This window comes from Pedobacter sp. GW822-FHT03F06 (assembly GCF_058801365.1).
This window is the reverse complement of record NZ_JBXANE010000022.1, coordinates 1-16,829: the sequence shown is the minus strand read 5'-3', so window position 1 is coordinate 16,829 and position 16,829 is coordinate 1. Positions and strand designations below refer to the sequence as shown.

The window sequence follows — 16,829 nt, the reverse complement described above, 5'->3', positions numbered from 1 at the left end:
GAATTGAACATTGCAAAAAAAGAAAATCGTGAATAAAATTAAAATATTGGTGGATGCCCACACATTCGACTATTCCTTTCAAGGCTCTGCTACTTTTATAAAAGGCTTGTATAATGGTCTTGTTGAAAATGATCAAATTGAGATCACGCTTGCTGCGCAAAATCTTGAAAACCTAAAGACTAATTTTCCAGATAAGAGATTTAGGTTTTTACAATTAGAATCCAACTCTCGCTTTAAAAGACTATTTTTTGAATGGCCAAGGCTTATAAAATCCGGGGGGTATGATTTTGCTCATTTCCAATACATTATTCCATTTTTTAGAGAATGTATTTATGTAACTTCTATACACGACCTTATATTTTTAGAACAAAAAGAATATTTTCCTTGGAAATATAGGTTTTTGAGAAGAGTACTTTTCAACTATTCTGCGATTAGATCTAAAGTTATACTTACTATATCAAATTATTCTAAAACTTCAATTGTTAACAAATTTAATATTGATGACAAAAAAGTTTACATGATGCCTATTGGTGTGATTCAGGAACCATCTACAGATAATGTTGATATAAAATCAAAATATGGGTTGAATAAGTATATTCTGTATATAAGTCGTTTTGAGCCTAGAAAAAACCAACGCGGTCTCCTTGATGTTTACAAGGAACTCGATTTGGCAGGCAAAGGTTATCAGTTGGTTTTTATTGGTGCTAAAAAAGAAAAAATAGAATTAGATGAATATCAACGGGTGTTAGATGCGGTACCAAGTGAGTTAACGGATAAAGTAAGATTTCTTGAAAACATTCCGTACAATGAACTTTCACTATTCTTAAAACAGGCAGAATGTTTTGTATTCCCTTCTTTTGCTGAAGGCTTTGGGATACCGCCTATAGAAGCAGCTGTAAATAATTGTAAGGTGCTCTGCTCTAATTTAACAGCTATGGGCGATTTTGATTTTTTTAAATATCATTTCGATCCGAATGACAAGCAAGCATTCAAGAAAAACCTCTTAGCGGCTTTAAATGACTCCGAATATCCTTTTGAGGCAATAAGAAAAGAAGCAAAATTAAGATACGATTGGAGAAATATTGCCAAGGAGTATTTTACTATTTTGCAAAATAATTTATTACAAGAATAAATCAGCATATCGCTACTGAGTAATCAATTGTTTTTTGGTTAACTTACTGCTCAAGGAATTATAAATAAAGATGAAAGTTGCAATTATATCTGGTATAACCGGACAAGATGGCTCTTATTTAGCCAAGCTTTTAACCAGCAAAAATTATAAGGTAATTGGGTTGTCTCGTAGTTACAGTTCGCTGAATATAAAAAATTTGAAGTATTTAGGGATAAGTCAGAATGTGATAATCGAGGAAAGCGATTTATCTGATTTTTCTAGTATAATTAAGGTTTTACTTAAATATAAGCCCGATGAGTTTTATAATTTAGCAGCACAAAGTTCAGTAGGTGTATCTTTTGAACAACCAATAGGAACAATTAACTACAATACACAATCACTACTTAATATTTTGGAGACAGTCAGGTTGCTAAAGCTTGACACAAAAGTTTATCAAGCTTCTAGCAGTGAAATGTTTGGACGTGTACAAGACTTGCCTATTCAGGAAACAACGCCACTTCATCCACTCAGTCCTTATGCAATCTCTAAGGCTTCTGCTTATTGGATAGGAATTAATTATCGTGAGTCTTATAAGGTTTTTTGTGTTAATGGGATCCTTTTTAATCATGAATCCTATTTGCGCAGTCCTAATTTTTTTATAAAAAAAGTGATTCGTACTGCTATCGAAATAAAAAGAGGAGTATCCAATGAATTAAGAGTTGGTAACATCGATGTTAAAAGAGATTTTGGGTTTGCTCCAGATTATGTTGAAGCAATGTGGCTATCATTGCAGCATAACAAACCGGACGATTATTTGATTTGCTCGGGGACATCAATATACCTTCGTGATATCGTAAGTTATATCTTCGATTATTTAAATCTTAGCCAAAATAAAATTGTTGAAGATCCTTCTTTGTTTAGGCCGACTGATATTGAAGATATATACGGAAGTAATCAAAAGGCTAAGTCTATTCTAGGTTGGGAATATGATAAATCTTTTTATCAAGTATTGGATATGTTGATCGAAGAGGAAAGTGAGAACATGATTTAAGAATGACCTATATATAAAAAAAAATGAAAATAGGAATAATAGGGACCAGGGGAATTCCAAATCATTACGGGGGATTTGAACAATTTGCAGAGTATTTATCTTTTGGCTTGGTCGAACGCGGGCACGAGGTTACCGTTTACAATTCAAATGACCATCCCTATCAGGAATCCTTATGGAATGGAGTAAAGATTATCCATTGTTATGATCCTGAAGATAAAATGGGTACTGCGGGCCAATTTATATATGATTTTAATTGCATTTTAGATAGTAGAAAAAGAAATTTCGATATTATTCTACAGTTAGGTTATACAAGCAGTTCGATTTGGGGTTGGCTGCTCCCTCGAAAAAAAACAGTGGTTACGACTAATGTTGATGGTTTGGAGTGGAAGCGCACGAAGTTTTCACCAAAAGTAAAACGGTTTTTAAAGTATGCTGAGAAGCTAGGTATTAAGTACAGTGATTATTTAATTTCAGATTCAATTGGTATCCAGGATTATTTAAAAACCACTTACCAAAAAGAGTCACTTTATATTCCCTACGGTGCAGATCTTTTTACCCATCCAGATAAATCTTGTTTAAAGGATTACGGTGTGGAAGAACAGCAATTCAGTATGCTTATAGCTAGGCTAGAACCAGAGAATAGTATTGAGATGATTTTAGATGGTGTAGTGAAGGCAGATAATGGCGAAAAGTTTCTGGTTATTGGGAAACATGAAACTAAGTTTGGAAGCTATTTAAAAGAAAAATTTAGGAACAGTACAAACATCGTTTTTGTTGGTGGAATTTATAATATTAATATTCTAGACAATTTACGACATTTTTCTCGTCTTTATTTTCACGGGCATACGGTTGGAGGCACAAATCCGTCTTTGTTGGAGGCTATGGCTTCACAAGCGTTAATAGCTGCAAATAAAAATATTTTCAATCAATCGATTTTGGGTGATGATGCTTTTTATTTTTCGAATGCTAATGAGGTTTGCCATTTGTTAAATACTATCGAAAAAGATAAAAATGCCAGGCTTACCGAAGCCAACAATAATAAGATTATTGAAACATTCTCCTGGGCACATATTGTCGATCAATATGAACAACATTTTAAGAAAATTATAAAAAATAATAATAATGGACAGTAATCATAATAACTTTGTATTGATCATGGCTGGAGGAGTTGGCTCTCGCTTTTGGCCTAAGAGCCGCAACCATTTTCCCAAGCAATTTATCGATATTCTGGGGATTGGAAAATCTTTACTTCAACTGACTTATGATCGGTTTTTGAAAATATGTCCAAATTCGCAGATTTATGTGTTAACCAACGAAGCTTATGCTGGGTTAGTTGCAGAACAGTTACCGAAAATTTTAAAGGATAATATTTTATTGGAACCTAGCCGTAATAATACGGCGCCTTGCATTGCTTATGCGACTTATAAAATTGCACAGTTAAATCCATATGCTAATATTGTTGTTGCGCCTTCTGATCATTTGATCTTAAAAGAGGATGTGTTCCTTGATAAAATTCAACAGGCTCTAGATTTTAGTGCAATAAATGATGCATTGCTTACCTTAGGTATTAGCCCTACTAGACCTGATACGGGTTATGGTTACATTCAGTATCAAGATTCGAGTATCGAGAATCAAGATGTACCAAGTGAAATTAAAAAGGTAAATGCCTTTATGGAAAAGCCCGTTTTGGCTAAAGCTGAGGAATATTTAAAAAGCGGCGATTACGTTTGGAATGCCGGAATATTTATCTGGTCAGCCGGTTCCTTGAAAAAAGCATTTGAGACCTATGCTCCTGAGATAACCACACTGTTTGAAAGTGGCTTACCTTTTTATAATAGCCCTGATGAAGCTAGATTTATTGCTGAAAAATATCCTTTAAGCCCTAATATCTCCATCGATTATGCCATTTTAGAAAAGGCTGATAATGTATACACTATTCCTGCTGATATAGGTTGGTCGGACCTGGGTACCTGGGCTTCTTTGCATGCGGTTGGCGAAAAAGATGCTGCTAACAATATGGTAAATTTAAATAAGATTAATCTGAAAGATACCAGTAATTGTATTATCCACCTACCCAACGATAAAGCAGCGGTGATAAGGGGTTTGGATAACTATATTGTGGTTGATGATGGCGATGTACTTTTGATTTATCCAAAATCGGATGAGCAGGAAATTAAACAAGTAGCTAAAGACATGGTCAGCGAACATGGAATAAAATATGCTTAGCTTATCAACCCTATTGGATTAAGAAGTTTACCATTGGTAAACTTTTTTTGTATCTACGGATTTAAGGGACTAGTCGACTATTTATTCATTTATAGATACTCCTTTTTTTACCTAGTCTTTTAAAATCTATATTGTGTAATTATTAGTGGTTTTTATTTTAATAACGATTTTTTAACTTTGGATCTGGAATTTGGGCATCAATTTTGTTCATTATGATTCACTTAAAACAAAAACAATAGATAAATGTTTAAGTCTTCCCTTTAAGCCTATGCAAACACGTTACTTATTTATACTTAAGTATATTTTACCAATAACTGACCTGATCATGGTCAATATTGTGTACTTTTTTGCCTACGAATTTACCGCTTATATGGGTAAGGCAGTAAGTTCTGAATTACAATGGCATTATATTGTGGTGTGTAATCTGATCTGGATCGTGAGCACTACAAGCTTTGGCCTTTATAGTGAATATGGATCGCGCAGGATTGAGCGGATCTATCGCGGAACCTGGAAGAGTGTGGTTTTACATGCGGTTTTATTTTCTATTTATCTTTTCTTTTCTAAACAAAATGATTTCTCTAGATCATTCTTAGTTATTTTTTATGGCATGTTGGCCATTTTGTTTCTGGTGAACCGTTTTATAGGCACCTCCTTTCAGTTCTTATTATTTAACCATTTGAGGGGGGTTAAATCTGTGGCTATAATGGGCAATAATGCAACAGGCTTACAACTGGCGAACTATTTTGAAAAGCAGCGCTATATCGAATTTCACGGTTTTATTAATGATGTGCCAGAGGATTATTTAGATCGTAATGGTCAGATTTCTGATATGGTTGGCCGGCAGTTTAAGATGGCTGTTGATAAAGGGATTAAAGATATTTATGTAACCATTGCACCAGAACGGATGGCTGATATGAGCTTATTAACGGAAGAAGCCGAGCGCCAATGTGTGCGATTAAAGTTTATTCCAGATATTAGTGGCGCCTTATTGTCGCCCTATACGGTAAGTTATCTGGGAAACGAGTTCCCTGTAATTTCTTTGCGTTCAGAACCTTTAGAGAAAATACACAACCGCTTTAAAAAACGGGTTATAGATGTAGTGTTTAGCGGCTTAGTGATTTTATTTGTACTAAGCTGGTTATATCCGATTATTGCCCTATTAATTAAAATGCAAAGTAAAGGCCCCGTGTTATTTAAGCAGCTGCGAAGTGGAAGGGATGATGAGCCTTTCTGGTGCTTTAAATTTAGAAGCATGCGCATGAATGCTGATAGCGACAAAAGGCAGGCGAGCAAAAATGATGATCGTATTACGCCGATCGGTAAATTCCTTAGAAGGTCAAGCCTGGATGAATTGCCTCAGTTTTTTAATGTGTTTATGGGGCACATGAGTGTAGTTGGTCCCCGCCCGCATATGTTGAGCCATACCGAACAATACAAAGGTATTGTAGATCAGTTTATGGTTCGCCACTTTTTAAAACCAGGTATTACAGGTTGGGCACAGGTAAATGGTTACCGAGGCGAGACCAAAGAAGATTACAAAATGGTGAAACGTGTGGAACACGATATTTGGTACTTGGAGAACTGGAGTGCCATGCTGGATGTTAAGATTATTTTTATGACCGTGATTAATATGGCCAAAGGTGAAGAGAATGCTTTTTAAATAAATATAAAGAAAGCCCAAAAGGGCTTTTTCTTTTATCGAAGTTTGGAGAAGATCGTTAATTTCATAATTAATAACGTTCTTTGCCGTTTGAATTAAAATTTACCAGATGAAGAAAATCTTATTCCTCCTATTTTTAGTCGTTTCTTTTTATGAGTTAAAAGCACAAGCTGTTTATCAACCCTATTCTTTCCAATTTTACCAAAAATTGAATGGTGAAGTCTATAATCCCAATACACGGATTCATAGTTCTTTAAAACCTTTTTTTATTGATGACAGTTTGCTGCGTGATAAAAGTAATATGTTACTAAGTATCGGAGCAGACTCAACCAGAAAATCGTGGGTATCGAGAAAATTATTCCAGGAACATTTATTGGATATTCAAAGGGAAGATTATACTGTATATGCCGATTTTTTGCCTGACTTTCAGATCGGTCGTGATGCCTCAGGTAAAAAAACTACCTATTTGAATACCCGTGGTTACCAGGTTGGTGGTACAATAGGAAAGAAATTTTCTTTCTACACCAGCGGATTTGAGAATCAGGGGCGTTTTGCAGCTTATTATGATAATTATGTAAACCAGACTAAAGTTGTGCCAGGCCAATCTTACGATAGGAGCTTTGGTAAATTAACCAAAGATTGGTCGTATGTGACCGCAACAGTGTCTTATACACCCATAAAATATTTGAATATTACTGCAGGTTATGATAAAACTTTTATTGGTGATGGCTATCGTTCTTTATTGTTATCTGACTTTTCATCTCCAACTCCCTTTTTGAAATTGACAGGAAATTTGGGTAATGTACAGTACATGGTCATGTGGACATCTATGCAGGATTTAGGTGCCACCAAACTATCTTACGATGCTGGTAACCGTAAAAAAGGAGGAATTTTTCATTACCTCGATTGGAACGTTAACAATAAATTATCAATTGGATTTTTCGACTCTATTATTTGGGCACAGACTGATGATGCTGGGAATAGAAGAGGATTTGATTGGGGCTATGCTAATCCCATCATCTTTTTACGACCTATAGAAGCCTCGAGCGGTTCTCCGGATAATGCATTATTAGGATTTACCACAAAATATGAATTTGCAAAAGAATTGGTAGCTTACGGCCAGTTTTCATTAGATGAGTTTGAGGCTAAAAATTTCTTCTCCAGCTCAGGCAGTTCCAGAAATAAATATGGTTGGCAGTTAGGATTGAGAGGGGCAGATGTATTTAATATAGAAGGGTTAAACTATTTATTGGAATACAATACAGCTAAACCCTATACATTTTCTTCAAGAACCCGTATTGGCAATTACGCCAATTATAATGAGCCGCTAGCACATCCTTTTGGTGCTAACTTTAGAGAGCTTGTCGGTTTGTTAAACTATTCTTATAAACGCTTTGATTTTAGTGGTGAACTGATGTATGCTAAGTATGGCCTTGATGTCGCTGGACAGAACTATGGTAAGAATATTTTCGAGCCTTATACTGATGCGGTACAAACTACAGGGAATTATACTACACAAGGTATCCGTACCGATCTTTTTTATGCTGAAGGAAAAGTTGCTTATGTGGTTAACCCAAAATATAACCTACGCTTAGAACTAGGTGGTGTAGTTAGGAGAGAAAGTAACAATTTAGGTAAAAATACTACCGGATTGATTACCTTCGGTTTACGGAGTTCGTTCAGGAATTTATATTCTGATTTTTAATAAACTACATGATATAAAAAGAGCCTCAGTTAATAAGATAACTGAGGCTCTTTTGTTAATTTACATGTCATCCTGACGATAGGAAGGATCTTTCTTTATTATTGAGATTCTTCGCTGCGCTCAGAATGACAAAATATAATGGGGCTTCTACCCTGCCATACTATCGGTTGTCCTTTTGATGGCAACTTTTCTTACTGCCGCTACAATTGCGTTTTTATCATAACCACATTCGGCCCAAAGTTCGGCCTGTTCGCCATGTTCGATAAACTGATCTGGAATACCTAAACGGATTACATTTGCGCTATAACCATGATCGGCCACAAACTCCAATACTGCCGAACCCACTCCACCAGGTAAAGAGCCATCTTCTACGGTGATTACATGTTTATATTTAGCAAATACTTCATGTAGTAGCTGCTCATCCAATGGCTTCACAAAACGTAAATCGTAGTGTGCCGGATAAAAACCATCGCTGTTCAGTTCAGCACGTGCTTCAACGGCAAAGTTACCTACGTGGCCAATGGTTAATAAGGCTACATCTTCGCCATCGCATATTTTACGTCCTTTGCCAATTTCTAATGCTTTGAACGGTCGTTTCCAATCGGGCATAACACCATTACCACGTGGGTAACGGATTACAAATGGGCCCATATTTTCTTGTTGAGCGGTAAACATCAGGTTTCGCAATTCTTCTTCGTTCATCGGAGAAGAAATGATTAAGTTCGGAATACAGCGCATATAGGCAATATCATATGCCCCATGGTGTGTTGCACCATCAGCACCTGCTAAGCCTGCCCTATCCAAACAAAATACGACGTTCAATTTTTGAATGGCAACATCATGGATCACTTGATCGTAGGCTCTTTGCATAAAGCTCGAATAGATGTTACAGAAGGGAACTAATCCTTGTGCCGCTAAACCAGCCGAGAAAGTTACGGCATGTTGTTCTGCGATACCCACATCGAATGCACGTTTTGGCATCGCTTTCATCATAATATTTAACGATGATCCTGATGGCATAGCAGGTGTAATACCTACAATTTTATCATTCGCTTCAGCCAGCTCTACCATGGTATGTCCGAAAACATCCTGGTATTTTGGTGGTTGTGGCTTATCTGGAATACTTTTTTTGATTTCGCCGGTAATTTTATCGAAAAGACCTGGTGCATGCCACTTGGTCTGATCTTTTTCTGCCAGCGCAAAACCTTTTCCTTTTACAGTAATACAGTGTAAAAGCTTAGGGCCAGGAATAGCAGATAAATCTTTTATGGTCTGCGCTAAACGTTTTACGTCGTGCCCGTCAACAGGACCGAAATACCTAAAGTTTAAGGCTTCGAATAAATTACTTTGTTTTAGTAAAGTACCTTTGATGCTTTTCTCTATTTTCTTAACATACTTATGTGCGTTAGGGCCTAACTTAGAAAGCCCTGTGAGTACATGAGAAATATCATCACGGAAACGGTTGTACGATTTTGAAATGGTGATGCTCGTTAAATATTCCTTAAGCGCACCTACATTCGGATCGATAGACATGCAGTTATCGTTCAGGATCACCAGCACATTACTATTTTCGATCCCTGCATGGTTTAATCCTTCAAAAGCTAAACCAGCTGTCATGGCGCCATCGCCGATAACGGCCACATGCTGCCTGTCTGTTTCGCCTTTTAATTGCGAAGCCACCGCCATACCTAAAGCGGCTGAAATGGAAGTAGAAGAATGGCCTACACCAAAGGTATCATACTCACTTTCCGAAATTTTCGGGAAACCGCTAATGCCACCGTATACACGGTTGGTATGGAATAAATCCCTACGGCCGGTCAATATTTTATGTCCGTATGCCTGATGGCCTACATCCCAAACCAATTTGTCGTAAGGGGTGTTTAATGCATAGTGTAAGGCTACTGTTAATTCAACAACACCTAAACTGGCGCCAAAATGGCCACCGTTAACACTAACAACATCAATGATATACTGTCGTAATTCCTGGCTTATTTGTTCTAAGTCAGATTCGCTATATTGCTTTAAATCAGCGGGATAGTTGATTTTAGATAATAGGGGGCCAGCTTTTACTTGCATTCGAATTTTATGGTAAAAAACAAGATACAAAGTAAGGCAAATTTGTTTTAATATAGAAGAGAAAAATAGTGGTTTATTATTGAGCGTTAAGCGGTTGGCGTTGAGGGTTTAGCGCTGAGTGTTTGGGGGATTGCCATATGGCGGTTTGAATTAGGGTTAGGCTGTAAGGACCTAAAAATTTTCATTATGTTTGTCTCTCACATGCAGGCAGAGAATTTTGAAATAAAACTTCCGGTATTCGAAGGCCCCTTCGATTTGTTGCTGTTCTTTATAGAGCGGGATGAACTTAATATCCAGGATGTGGAGATTGCTAAAATCACCAACGACTTTTTGGCCTATATCCATCAGCTCCTTGCTTTAAATGTAGAGGTGGCCAGCGAATTTATTTTAGTGGCGGCAACCTTGATGCGCATTAAATCTAAAATGCTTTTGCCTAGGATTGAGGTTGATGAAGCCGGAAATGAAATTAACTCAGAGCAAGACCTGATTGCAAGGCTTATCGCCTACAAACAGTTTAAATCTGCCGCAGAAGAAATGAAAGTTTTGGAAGAGGAACGGTTTAAACAAGATCAACGGGGTAATATCGCATATGATTTAACCCTGGCCGCTGCATCTTCCAGTCACCAGGATGAACTTTTATCATTGGATCTCTATAAACTTTTAACCGTTTACCACCGAACGATGCAGAAATATGAGCTGCGCAGCGAAGAGGTTAAACACACTGTGGTACAGTATCCTTACACTATCGAGCAGCAAAAACACTTTATTGCGAATCTGCTCGATATCAATAAACAGATCGATTTTGCTTTAGTGCTTAAAAATTCAGAGAATAAAGTGCATTTCGTTTATAATTTCCTGGCTATTTTAGAAATGTTGCAGCAACAAATCGTAGAGATAACCATAGGGAGCGGCTTTAACAACTTTAATGTGAAAGCATTATCCTAATACGGCCTAAATTAAATTTGAATTTCTTACTTTTGCAAAAAAAATACAAACCTCATATAATGATGACACGCGACAACCAAATTTTTGAACTTATTGATAAGGAGTTAAACCGCCAAGAGCATGGTTTAGAGCTTATTGCATCAGAAAACTTTGTAAGCAAGCAAGTGATGGAAGCTGCCGGATCGGTACTAACCAATAAATATGCTGAAGGCTTACCGGGCAAACGTTATTATGGCGGTTGCCAGGTAGTGGATGTAGTAGAGCAAATTGCTATCGATAGGGCAAAAGAGTTGTTCGGTGCAGCATGGGTAAACGTTCAGCCGCACTCTGGCGCACAAGCTAACGCAGCAGTAATGCTAGCCGTTTTGCAGCCAGGTGATAAAATATTAGGATTTGATCTTTCTCATGGAGGTCACTTAACACATGGCTCGCCTGTTAACTTTTCTGGTAAACTATACCAGCCTTTATTTTATGGGGTTGAAAAAGAAACCGGACTTATCGACTATAAAAAATTAGAAGAAGTTGCTTTAGTCGAAAAACCTAAATTAATTATCTGCGGTGCATCTGCATATTCCCGCGAGTGGGATTACGCTTTTATCCGTGCGGTAGCTGATAAAATAGGTGCTTTGGTTTTAGCCGATATTTCTCACCCTGCAGGTTTAATTGCAAAAGGATTGTTGGCCAACCCACTTCCACATTGCCATATTGTAACCACTACAACCCACAAAACTTTACGTGGTCCGCGTGGGGGTATGATTATGATGGGACAGGATTTCGAAAATCCATGGGGATTAAAAACACCTAAAGGCGAAATCCGTTTAATGAGTAACCTGCTTGATATGGCCGTTTTCCCTGGTACACAAGGTGGTCCGTTAGAACATATTATTGCAGCTAAAGCAATTGCTTTTGGCGAAGCTTTAAGCGAGGAATACGGAACATACATTAAACAAGTTGCGGCTAACGCACAGGCAATGGCCAAAGCATTTGTAGCTAAAGGATATGGCATTATTTCTGGTGGTACAGATAACCACTTGATGCTGATCGATCTTCGAAATAAAAATATTACTGGTAAAGTAGCTGAAAATGCTTTGGAGAAAGCAGAAATTACAGTGAACAAAAACATGGTTCCTTTCGATGATAAATCGCCATTTGTAACTTCAGGTATTCGTGTAGGTACAGCTGCAATCACTACACGTGGTTTAAAAGAGACAGAAATGGAGAAGATTGTAGATTTAATCGATCAGGTTTTAACCAATCCGGAAGATGAAGCTAACCTAAATAGTGTAAAAGCCGAGGTGATTAAGTTGGTAAGCGCTTTCCCACTATATAAATAAGATTATACACTCACTCGGCTAGAGTGGCAATAACACAAGCAGTTACATTAATTTGTAACTGCTTTTTTTTGTGAAGCAAGTTTTTCGCCTTAATGATGCAAAACAAACGTTTGTTTTATATATTTGACCAATAAAATGATGTAACTTATGTGTGGAATAGTAGGCTATATTGGCTACAGAGAAGCCTGGCCGATTGTATTGAAAGGTCTTAAAAGATTAGAATACCGGGGTTATGATAGTGCTGGTATTGCACTGATGAACGATAGTGGTCAGCATATTTATAAAAAGGCCGGGAAAGTAGCTGTTTTAGAAGAATATGCGGCAGACAAAGATAAGTCTGGTACAATTGGTATGGGACATACGCGATGGGCAACGCATGGTGTGCCTTCCGATCGAAACTCTCATCCACACACATCAAATGGTGGTAAGCTGTCTATTATCCATAATGGAATTATCGAAAACTACGCTACCTTAAAGGAAGAATTGACCAGCCGTGGGCACGAGTTTAAAAGCGATACCGATACAGAGGTATTAATCCACCTGATTGAAGAAATCCAGGAAATTGAAAATATTGATCTTTTAGAAGCAGTTCGTTTGGCTTTGCAGGAAGTGAACGGTGCCTACGCCATCGTGATTATGGATAAAGAACACCCTGATCGTTTAATTGCTGCGAGGAAAGGAAGTCCGATGGTAATCGGTGTTGGAGCAGGAGAATATTTTATTGCTTCTGATGCTACTCCAATTATTGAGTATACTAAAACCGTAATTTATCTAAAGGACGGCGAAATTGCACTGATTACCAAAAATGACCTTTTAGTTAAACAATTGGATAACGTAGTGCAAACCCCCTTAATTCAAGAGTTACAGCTAAAACTTGAGATGCTGGAGAAGGGTGGCTTTGATCACTTTATGCTTAAAGAAATTTATGAGCAGCCACGTTCAATTAAAGATTGTATGCGTGGACGGATTTATCCTGAAGAAGGAAAAGTTCAGCTTGGCGGGATCAAAGAATTTGCAGAGAAATTAAAAAATATAGACCGGATCATTATTGTGGCTTGCGGAACATCGTGGCATGCAGGTTTGGTTGGCGAATACCTGATTGAAGAATATGCCCGTATTCCTGTTGAAGTGGAGTATGCTTCAGAATTCAGGTATAGAAATCCAATTATCACTGAAAAAGATGTCGTAATTGCCATTTCACAATCCGGCGAAACTGCCGATACCATGGCGGCCATCGAGATGGCTAAAGAACGCGGGGCAACTATTTTTGGAATCTGTAACGTTGCGGGTGCTTCCATCCCACGTTTAACCCATGCCGGTGTTTACACCCATGCGGGTCCAGAAATTGGCGTAGCCTCAACAAAAGCATTTACTGCTCAGGTAACGGTTTTAACCCTGATGGCCTTTTATATGGCGCAGCAAAAAGGAACCATTACCACTTCAAAATTAATTGAGCTTTTAACCGAACTGGATCATATCCCTGAAAAAATTCAGGTTGCTTTAGAATCGAACGAGCTGATCAAAGAAGTTGCAGAAAAGATCAAAGATTCTACCAACTGTTTGTTCTTGGGGAGAGGTAGTGGTTTCCCTGTGGCCTTAGAGGGTGCCTTAAAACTTAAGGAAATTTCTTATATCCATGCCGAGGGTTATCCTGCAGCAGAAATGAAGCATGGGCCGATCGCTTTAATTGATGAAGAAATGCCGGTGGTTTTTATTGCTACGCAGAATTCATCATACGAAAAAGTGATCAGCAATATACAGGAAGTAAAAGCAAGAAAAGGTAAAGTGATTGCGATTGTAACCCAGGGCGACACTGAGGTGAAGAAAATGGCCGATTACTGTATCGAAATTCCTGATGCCAATGAAGCCTTTTTACCACTTATAGCAACTATTCCGCTTCAGTTACTATCGTATCATATTGCAGTGATGCGTGGTTGCAATGTAGATCAGCCTAGAAACCTGGCTAAATCGGTAACCGTCGAATAACTTAACAACAAAACAAATAGATAGAGCAGCTGCATTAATTTGTAGCTGCTTTTTTGGTTATAGGCGTATTTAAATGCAGGCTTTGTTAACTAAGCCCGATTGAACGGGTGCCGTTTTGATCCATGTATTTTTGATATCGATAAATTAAAACAGCAGGAGGAAAAGCGGGGATGAAGGCTGCCATAGGCACCAATGCTAAATTCTAAAGAAATAAATCTTGTTGGAGATTGAAGCGATAGTTAAAAAATAGCCTAAAAATTGAGTGGCAATCTTAAAATCTTGGTGAAAAGTAAAGGGCCGATATTCTTTAGAAGAAATATCGACCCTTACCATCTAAATTAACGCTCTCGAATATATAAACGGAAATTATCGCCGTTTTGTTTTGAGAAAATAAAAAAAATAAATTATTTCTCGTAACTGCCTAAGGTTGAGGGATAAATTCTTGAATTTCCTTTCGCATCCTGATTAAGGTAATTAAAGAAATAAGGATCAGTACTTAAGTCAGCGCCCTTTTTTCTGGCAATGCTACCGGGAGATACCCGAAAATCTTCTAAATCTTCATTAATGAAAAGAGGGTTGGTATTTAAAATATTGCCATTGTTGCTGTAAGCGCTGTTGGTAGATCGGATTAAATTGCTCCATAAATTGAATTGCACTATTGCAGATGTTTTCTTTTGGATATCCAGTTCATTCGTTAAACTCCCCCATATGATATTATTGGTTAAATCTACCTGAAGTTTGTTATAAACATTCGCCGATAAATAATCTGAAAAACTGAGAGAGGCAGTTTTACGTGGGAAATTTGAATTATAAGCAGCAAAAGTATTCTGTTTTAAGTTGTAATTTCCTCCCCCTACCGCATATATTAAGTAATTCCCGCAGTTATACATCACATTATTAAATGCAAGCAGTTCTGAGTGGTAGCCAATATAAGCCGCCACCTGCATATTTTTAATAATGCTATTGCTTAAAATTAATTTGGGACTGTTGTTAACAGACAAAGAATCGGAGGTAATGCCAACTGACGCATTTTTGATGATCGCATTTTTAATCAGTCCATATCCGGTTCTTTTTAAGAAAATCCCTTTCCATTGCCCAGGCTCATCGCTATATATTTTTTCCAGCCTGTCGCTACAAAATAGTACAGGTTCGGTAAGGCTGCCATTAACCATTAGGTTTCCCTCTATATTTAAATTGGCATCCTTATGGAAATAAATTTTAGTTCCAGGTTGGATGGTTAGTGAGCTTCCGCTCTTAACGGTTAACGATCCGTTAATAATGTAGGGTAATGCTTTTGTCCAGGTGGTATTGGCGTTAATTGTCGGTTCGTTAACAAATACAGCATTCTGCCCATAAGCTAAAAGCTGTATCACCTGTTTATTCCCATTTGTATTTAATATGATAGAATCTTGAACCAGAAAGGGCAGGTTAGCTGAATTTGGGTTGATCGAAACTTTGACAAAAAGGTTTATAGAATCCCGGCCGTTTATAATGAGATTATTTTTGTGCTGCGTTTGCTCCCCGTTAATGTTAATGCTAAAAGCCGAAGTATTGCCACCTGATAACCTGATTTCGGAAACTTTAACTGCATCATTGTTCCAGTTAACGAGTTTTATTCTTTTGGTAGTTGATCCTACTGATGTAAAAATGGTATCAAATAATACTTCTTTATTAGAGATGTTTAGTTTAGCATTCGGATCTGTGGTTATACGCTCCCCCTTCCTGCAAGCTGAACCAAAGAATAAAATTAAAAGCACCAAACCAACATTTAAACGCATAAGTCAAACTTAGAAAAATGTTTGGCTACTTACAATAGCGCTTAAGCTATATAATCTTTATTCCGCAAAGGCGAGAGCCGCAATGCTCACTTTTGCCGCCCCAATAGCTAAGAGTGTATTGGCGCATGCTTCAAGTGTTGCACCAGTAGTAATTACATCATCAACCAGTAAAATATGTTTGCCGATTATATCTTCAGCAGAATTTACCTGAAAAACATCTTTCATATTTTCATAACGGTTATATCTGCTTTTTTTAGTTTGGCTCTCCGTTGAAGTTGTCCGGATGAGGTGGTCTTCGCTAACATCGATTCCCATCTGTGCTGCAATTCCTTCTGCAATAAAGCTACTTTGGTTATAACCTCTAACTTTATATTTTTTACGATGCAAAGGAACTGGGATAACCATATTGATATCTTGGTAAAGAATTCCGGTTTTTAACCGCTCTCCCAGCATATTGCCCAATAGCACCCCAACATCGGTTCTGCCGTTATATTTTAAGTTGTGGATTAAGTTTTGAACCTTCGCTCCTTTTCTAAAATACAACATGGCCATTGCAGCATTAAGTGGTAAGCGGCCCCATAATTGCTTGGCAACCCTATTGTCTGCATATTCATGGTAGTCTGTAAAAGGAAGGTCATGTAAGCATTTTAAACAAATCAACTGTTCGTGGCGAAACAAAGAATTACCACACGCATTGCATAAATTTGGGAATAGCAGTCCAAATAAGTCAGAAGTCCATTGTTTAACGAGAAGCATCTAACTAATTTATAAAATATTTTTGATTTCCGAAGTCTCAATAGCCATAGCGTTGGAAAACTTCGGGAGTCTATTCAGGCCGCACAGGTTATTCCTACACTGTATATGTCTTATTTTTTTGTGAAAAGCAGTTTTGGTGCTACTATCTAAGCTGGTTCCCGCTTTTCATTTCTCCCGACTTTACATCGGGATTCATTTCAA

General features: G+C 37.5%; 12 protein-coding genes. 9 read left to right on the top strand and 3 right to left on the bottom strand.

The window, feature by feature from the left end:
* Positions 1–28 precede the first annotated feature (28 nt).
* From AC1RJ8_RS24845 to AC1RJ8_RS24820, 6 genes are all read left to right on the top strand, one after another.
* Positions 29–1,132, top strand: coding sequence for a glycosyltransferase family 4 protein (locus tag AC1RJ8_RS24845; RefSeq protein WP_492956126.1), 1,104 nt, complete (start codon positions 29–31; stop codon positions 1,130–1,132).
* A 70-nt stretch (positions 1,133–1,202) separates the two neighbouring features.
* On the top strand, positions 1,203–2,162 hold the full coding sequence (locus tag AC1RJ8_RS24840) for a GDP-mannose 4,6-dehydratase (RefSeq protein ID WP_492956125.1): 960 nt from the start codon (positions 1,203–1,205) through the stop codon (positions 2,160–2,162).
* A 23-nt stretch (positions 2,163–2,185) separates the two neighbouring features.
* A complete protein-coding gene (locus AC1RJ8_RS24835; protein WP_492956124.1) occupies positions 2,186–3,295 on the top strand; it encodes a DUF1972 domain-containing protein in 1,110 nt (369 codons plus the stop codon).
* Positions 3,285–4,388, top strand: coding sequence for a mannose-1-phosphate guanylyltransferase (locus AC1RJ8_RS24830; RefSeq protein ID WP_492956123.1), 1,104 nt, complete (start codon positions 3,285–3,287; stop codon positions 4,386–4,388). The genes AC1RJ8_RS24835 and AC1RJ8_RS24830 overlap by 11 nt, the downstream gene beginning before the upstream one ends.
* A 268-nt stretch (positions 4,389–4,656) precedes the next feature.
* Positions 4,657–6,048, top strand: coding sequence for an undecaprenyl-phosphate glucose phosphotransferase (locus AC1RJ8_RS24825; protein ID WP_493008065.1), 1,392 nt, complete (start codon positions 4,657–4,659; stop codon positions 6,046–6,048).
* 109 nt (positions 6,049–6,157) lie between these two features.
* Positions 6,158–7,753 carry a gliding motility protein RemB gene (locus tag AC1RJ8_RS24820; protein WP_492956121.1) on the top strand — a complete coding sequence of 532 codons (1,596 nt, stop codon included), beginning with the start codon at positions 6,158–6,160 and terminating at the stop codon, positions 7,751–7,753.
* Positions 7,754–7,900: 147 nt separating this feature from the next.
* Here the strand turns inward: AC1RJ8_RS24820 and dxs are convergent, their stop codons facing one another.
* Positions 7,901–9,829, bottom strand: a complete 1,929-nt coding sequence (gene dxs, locus AC1RJ8_RS24815; RefSeq protein ID WP_492956120.1) for a 1-deoxy-D-xylulose-5-phosphate synthase — start codon at positions 9,827–9,829, stop codon at positions 7,901–7,903.
* 201 nt (positions 9,830–10,030) lie between these two features.
* Here dxs and AC1RJ8_RS24810 point away from each other — a divergent pair, with 201 nt between their 5' ends.
* The 3 genes from AC1RJ8_RS24810 (at position 10,031) to glmS (ending at position 14,094) form a co-directional block, all read left to right on the top strand.
* Positions 10,031–10,774: a segregation and condensation protein A gene (locus tag AC1RJ8_RS24810; protein ID WP_184470619.1), complete on the top strand. Its 744-nt coding sequence runs from the start codon at positions 10,031–10,033 to the stop codon at positions 10,772–10,774.
* A gap of 62 nt (positions 10,775–10,836) precedes the next feature.
* Positions 10,837–12,108 (top strand): serine hydroxymethyltransferase, encoded by a 1,272-nt coding sequence (gene glyA / locus AC1RJ8_RS24805; RefSeq protein WP_492956153.1) that lies wholly within the window; start codon positions 10,837–10,839, stop codon positions 12,106–12,108.
* 147 nt (positions 12,109–12,255) lie between these two features.
* Positions 12,256–14,094 (top strand): glutamine--fructose-6-phosphate transaminase (isomerizing), encoded by a 1,839-nt coding sequence (gene glmS / locus AC1RJ8_RS24800; RefSeq protein ID WP_492956119.1) that lies wholly within the window; start codon positions 12,256–12,258, stop codon positions 14,092–14,094.
* Between the two features lie 404 nt (positions 14,095–14,498).
* On the opposite strand, the gene AC1RJ8_RS24795 is transcribed toward glmS, so the two are convergent.
* On the bottom strand, positions 14,499–15,872 hold the full coding sequence (locus tag AC1RJ8_RS24795) for a beta-helix domain-containing protein (protein WP_492956118.1): 1,374 nt from the start codon (positions 15,870–15,872) through the stop codon (positions 14,499–14,501).
* Between the two features lie 57 nt (positions 15,873–15,929).
* The gene (locus tag AC1RJ8_RS24790; protein ID WP_492956117.1) at positions 15,930–16,532 is read right to left on the bottom strand and encodes a ComF family protein; all 603 of its coding nucleotides are present in this window, start codon (positions 16,530–16,532) and stop codon (positions 15,930–15,932) included.
* Positions 16,533–16,829 lie beyond the last annotated feature (297 nt).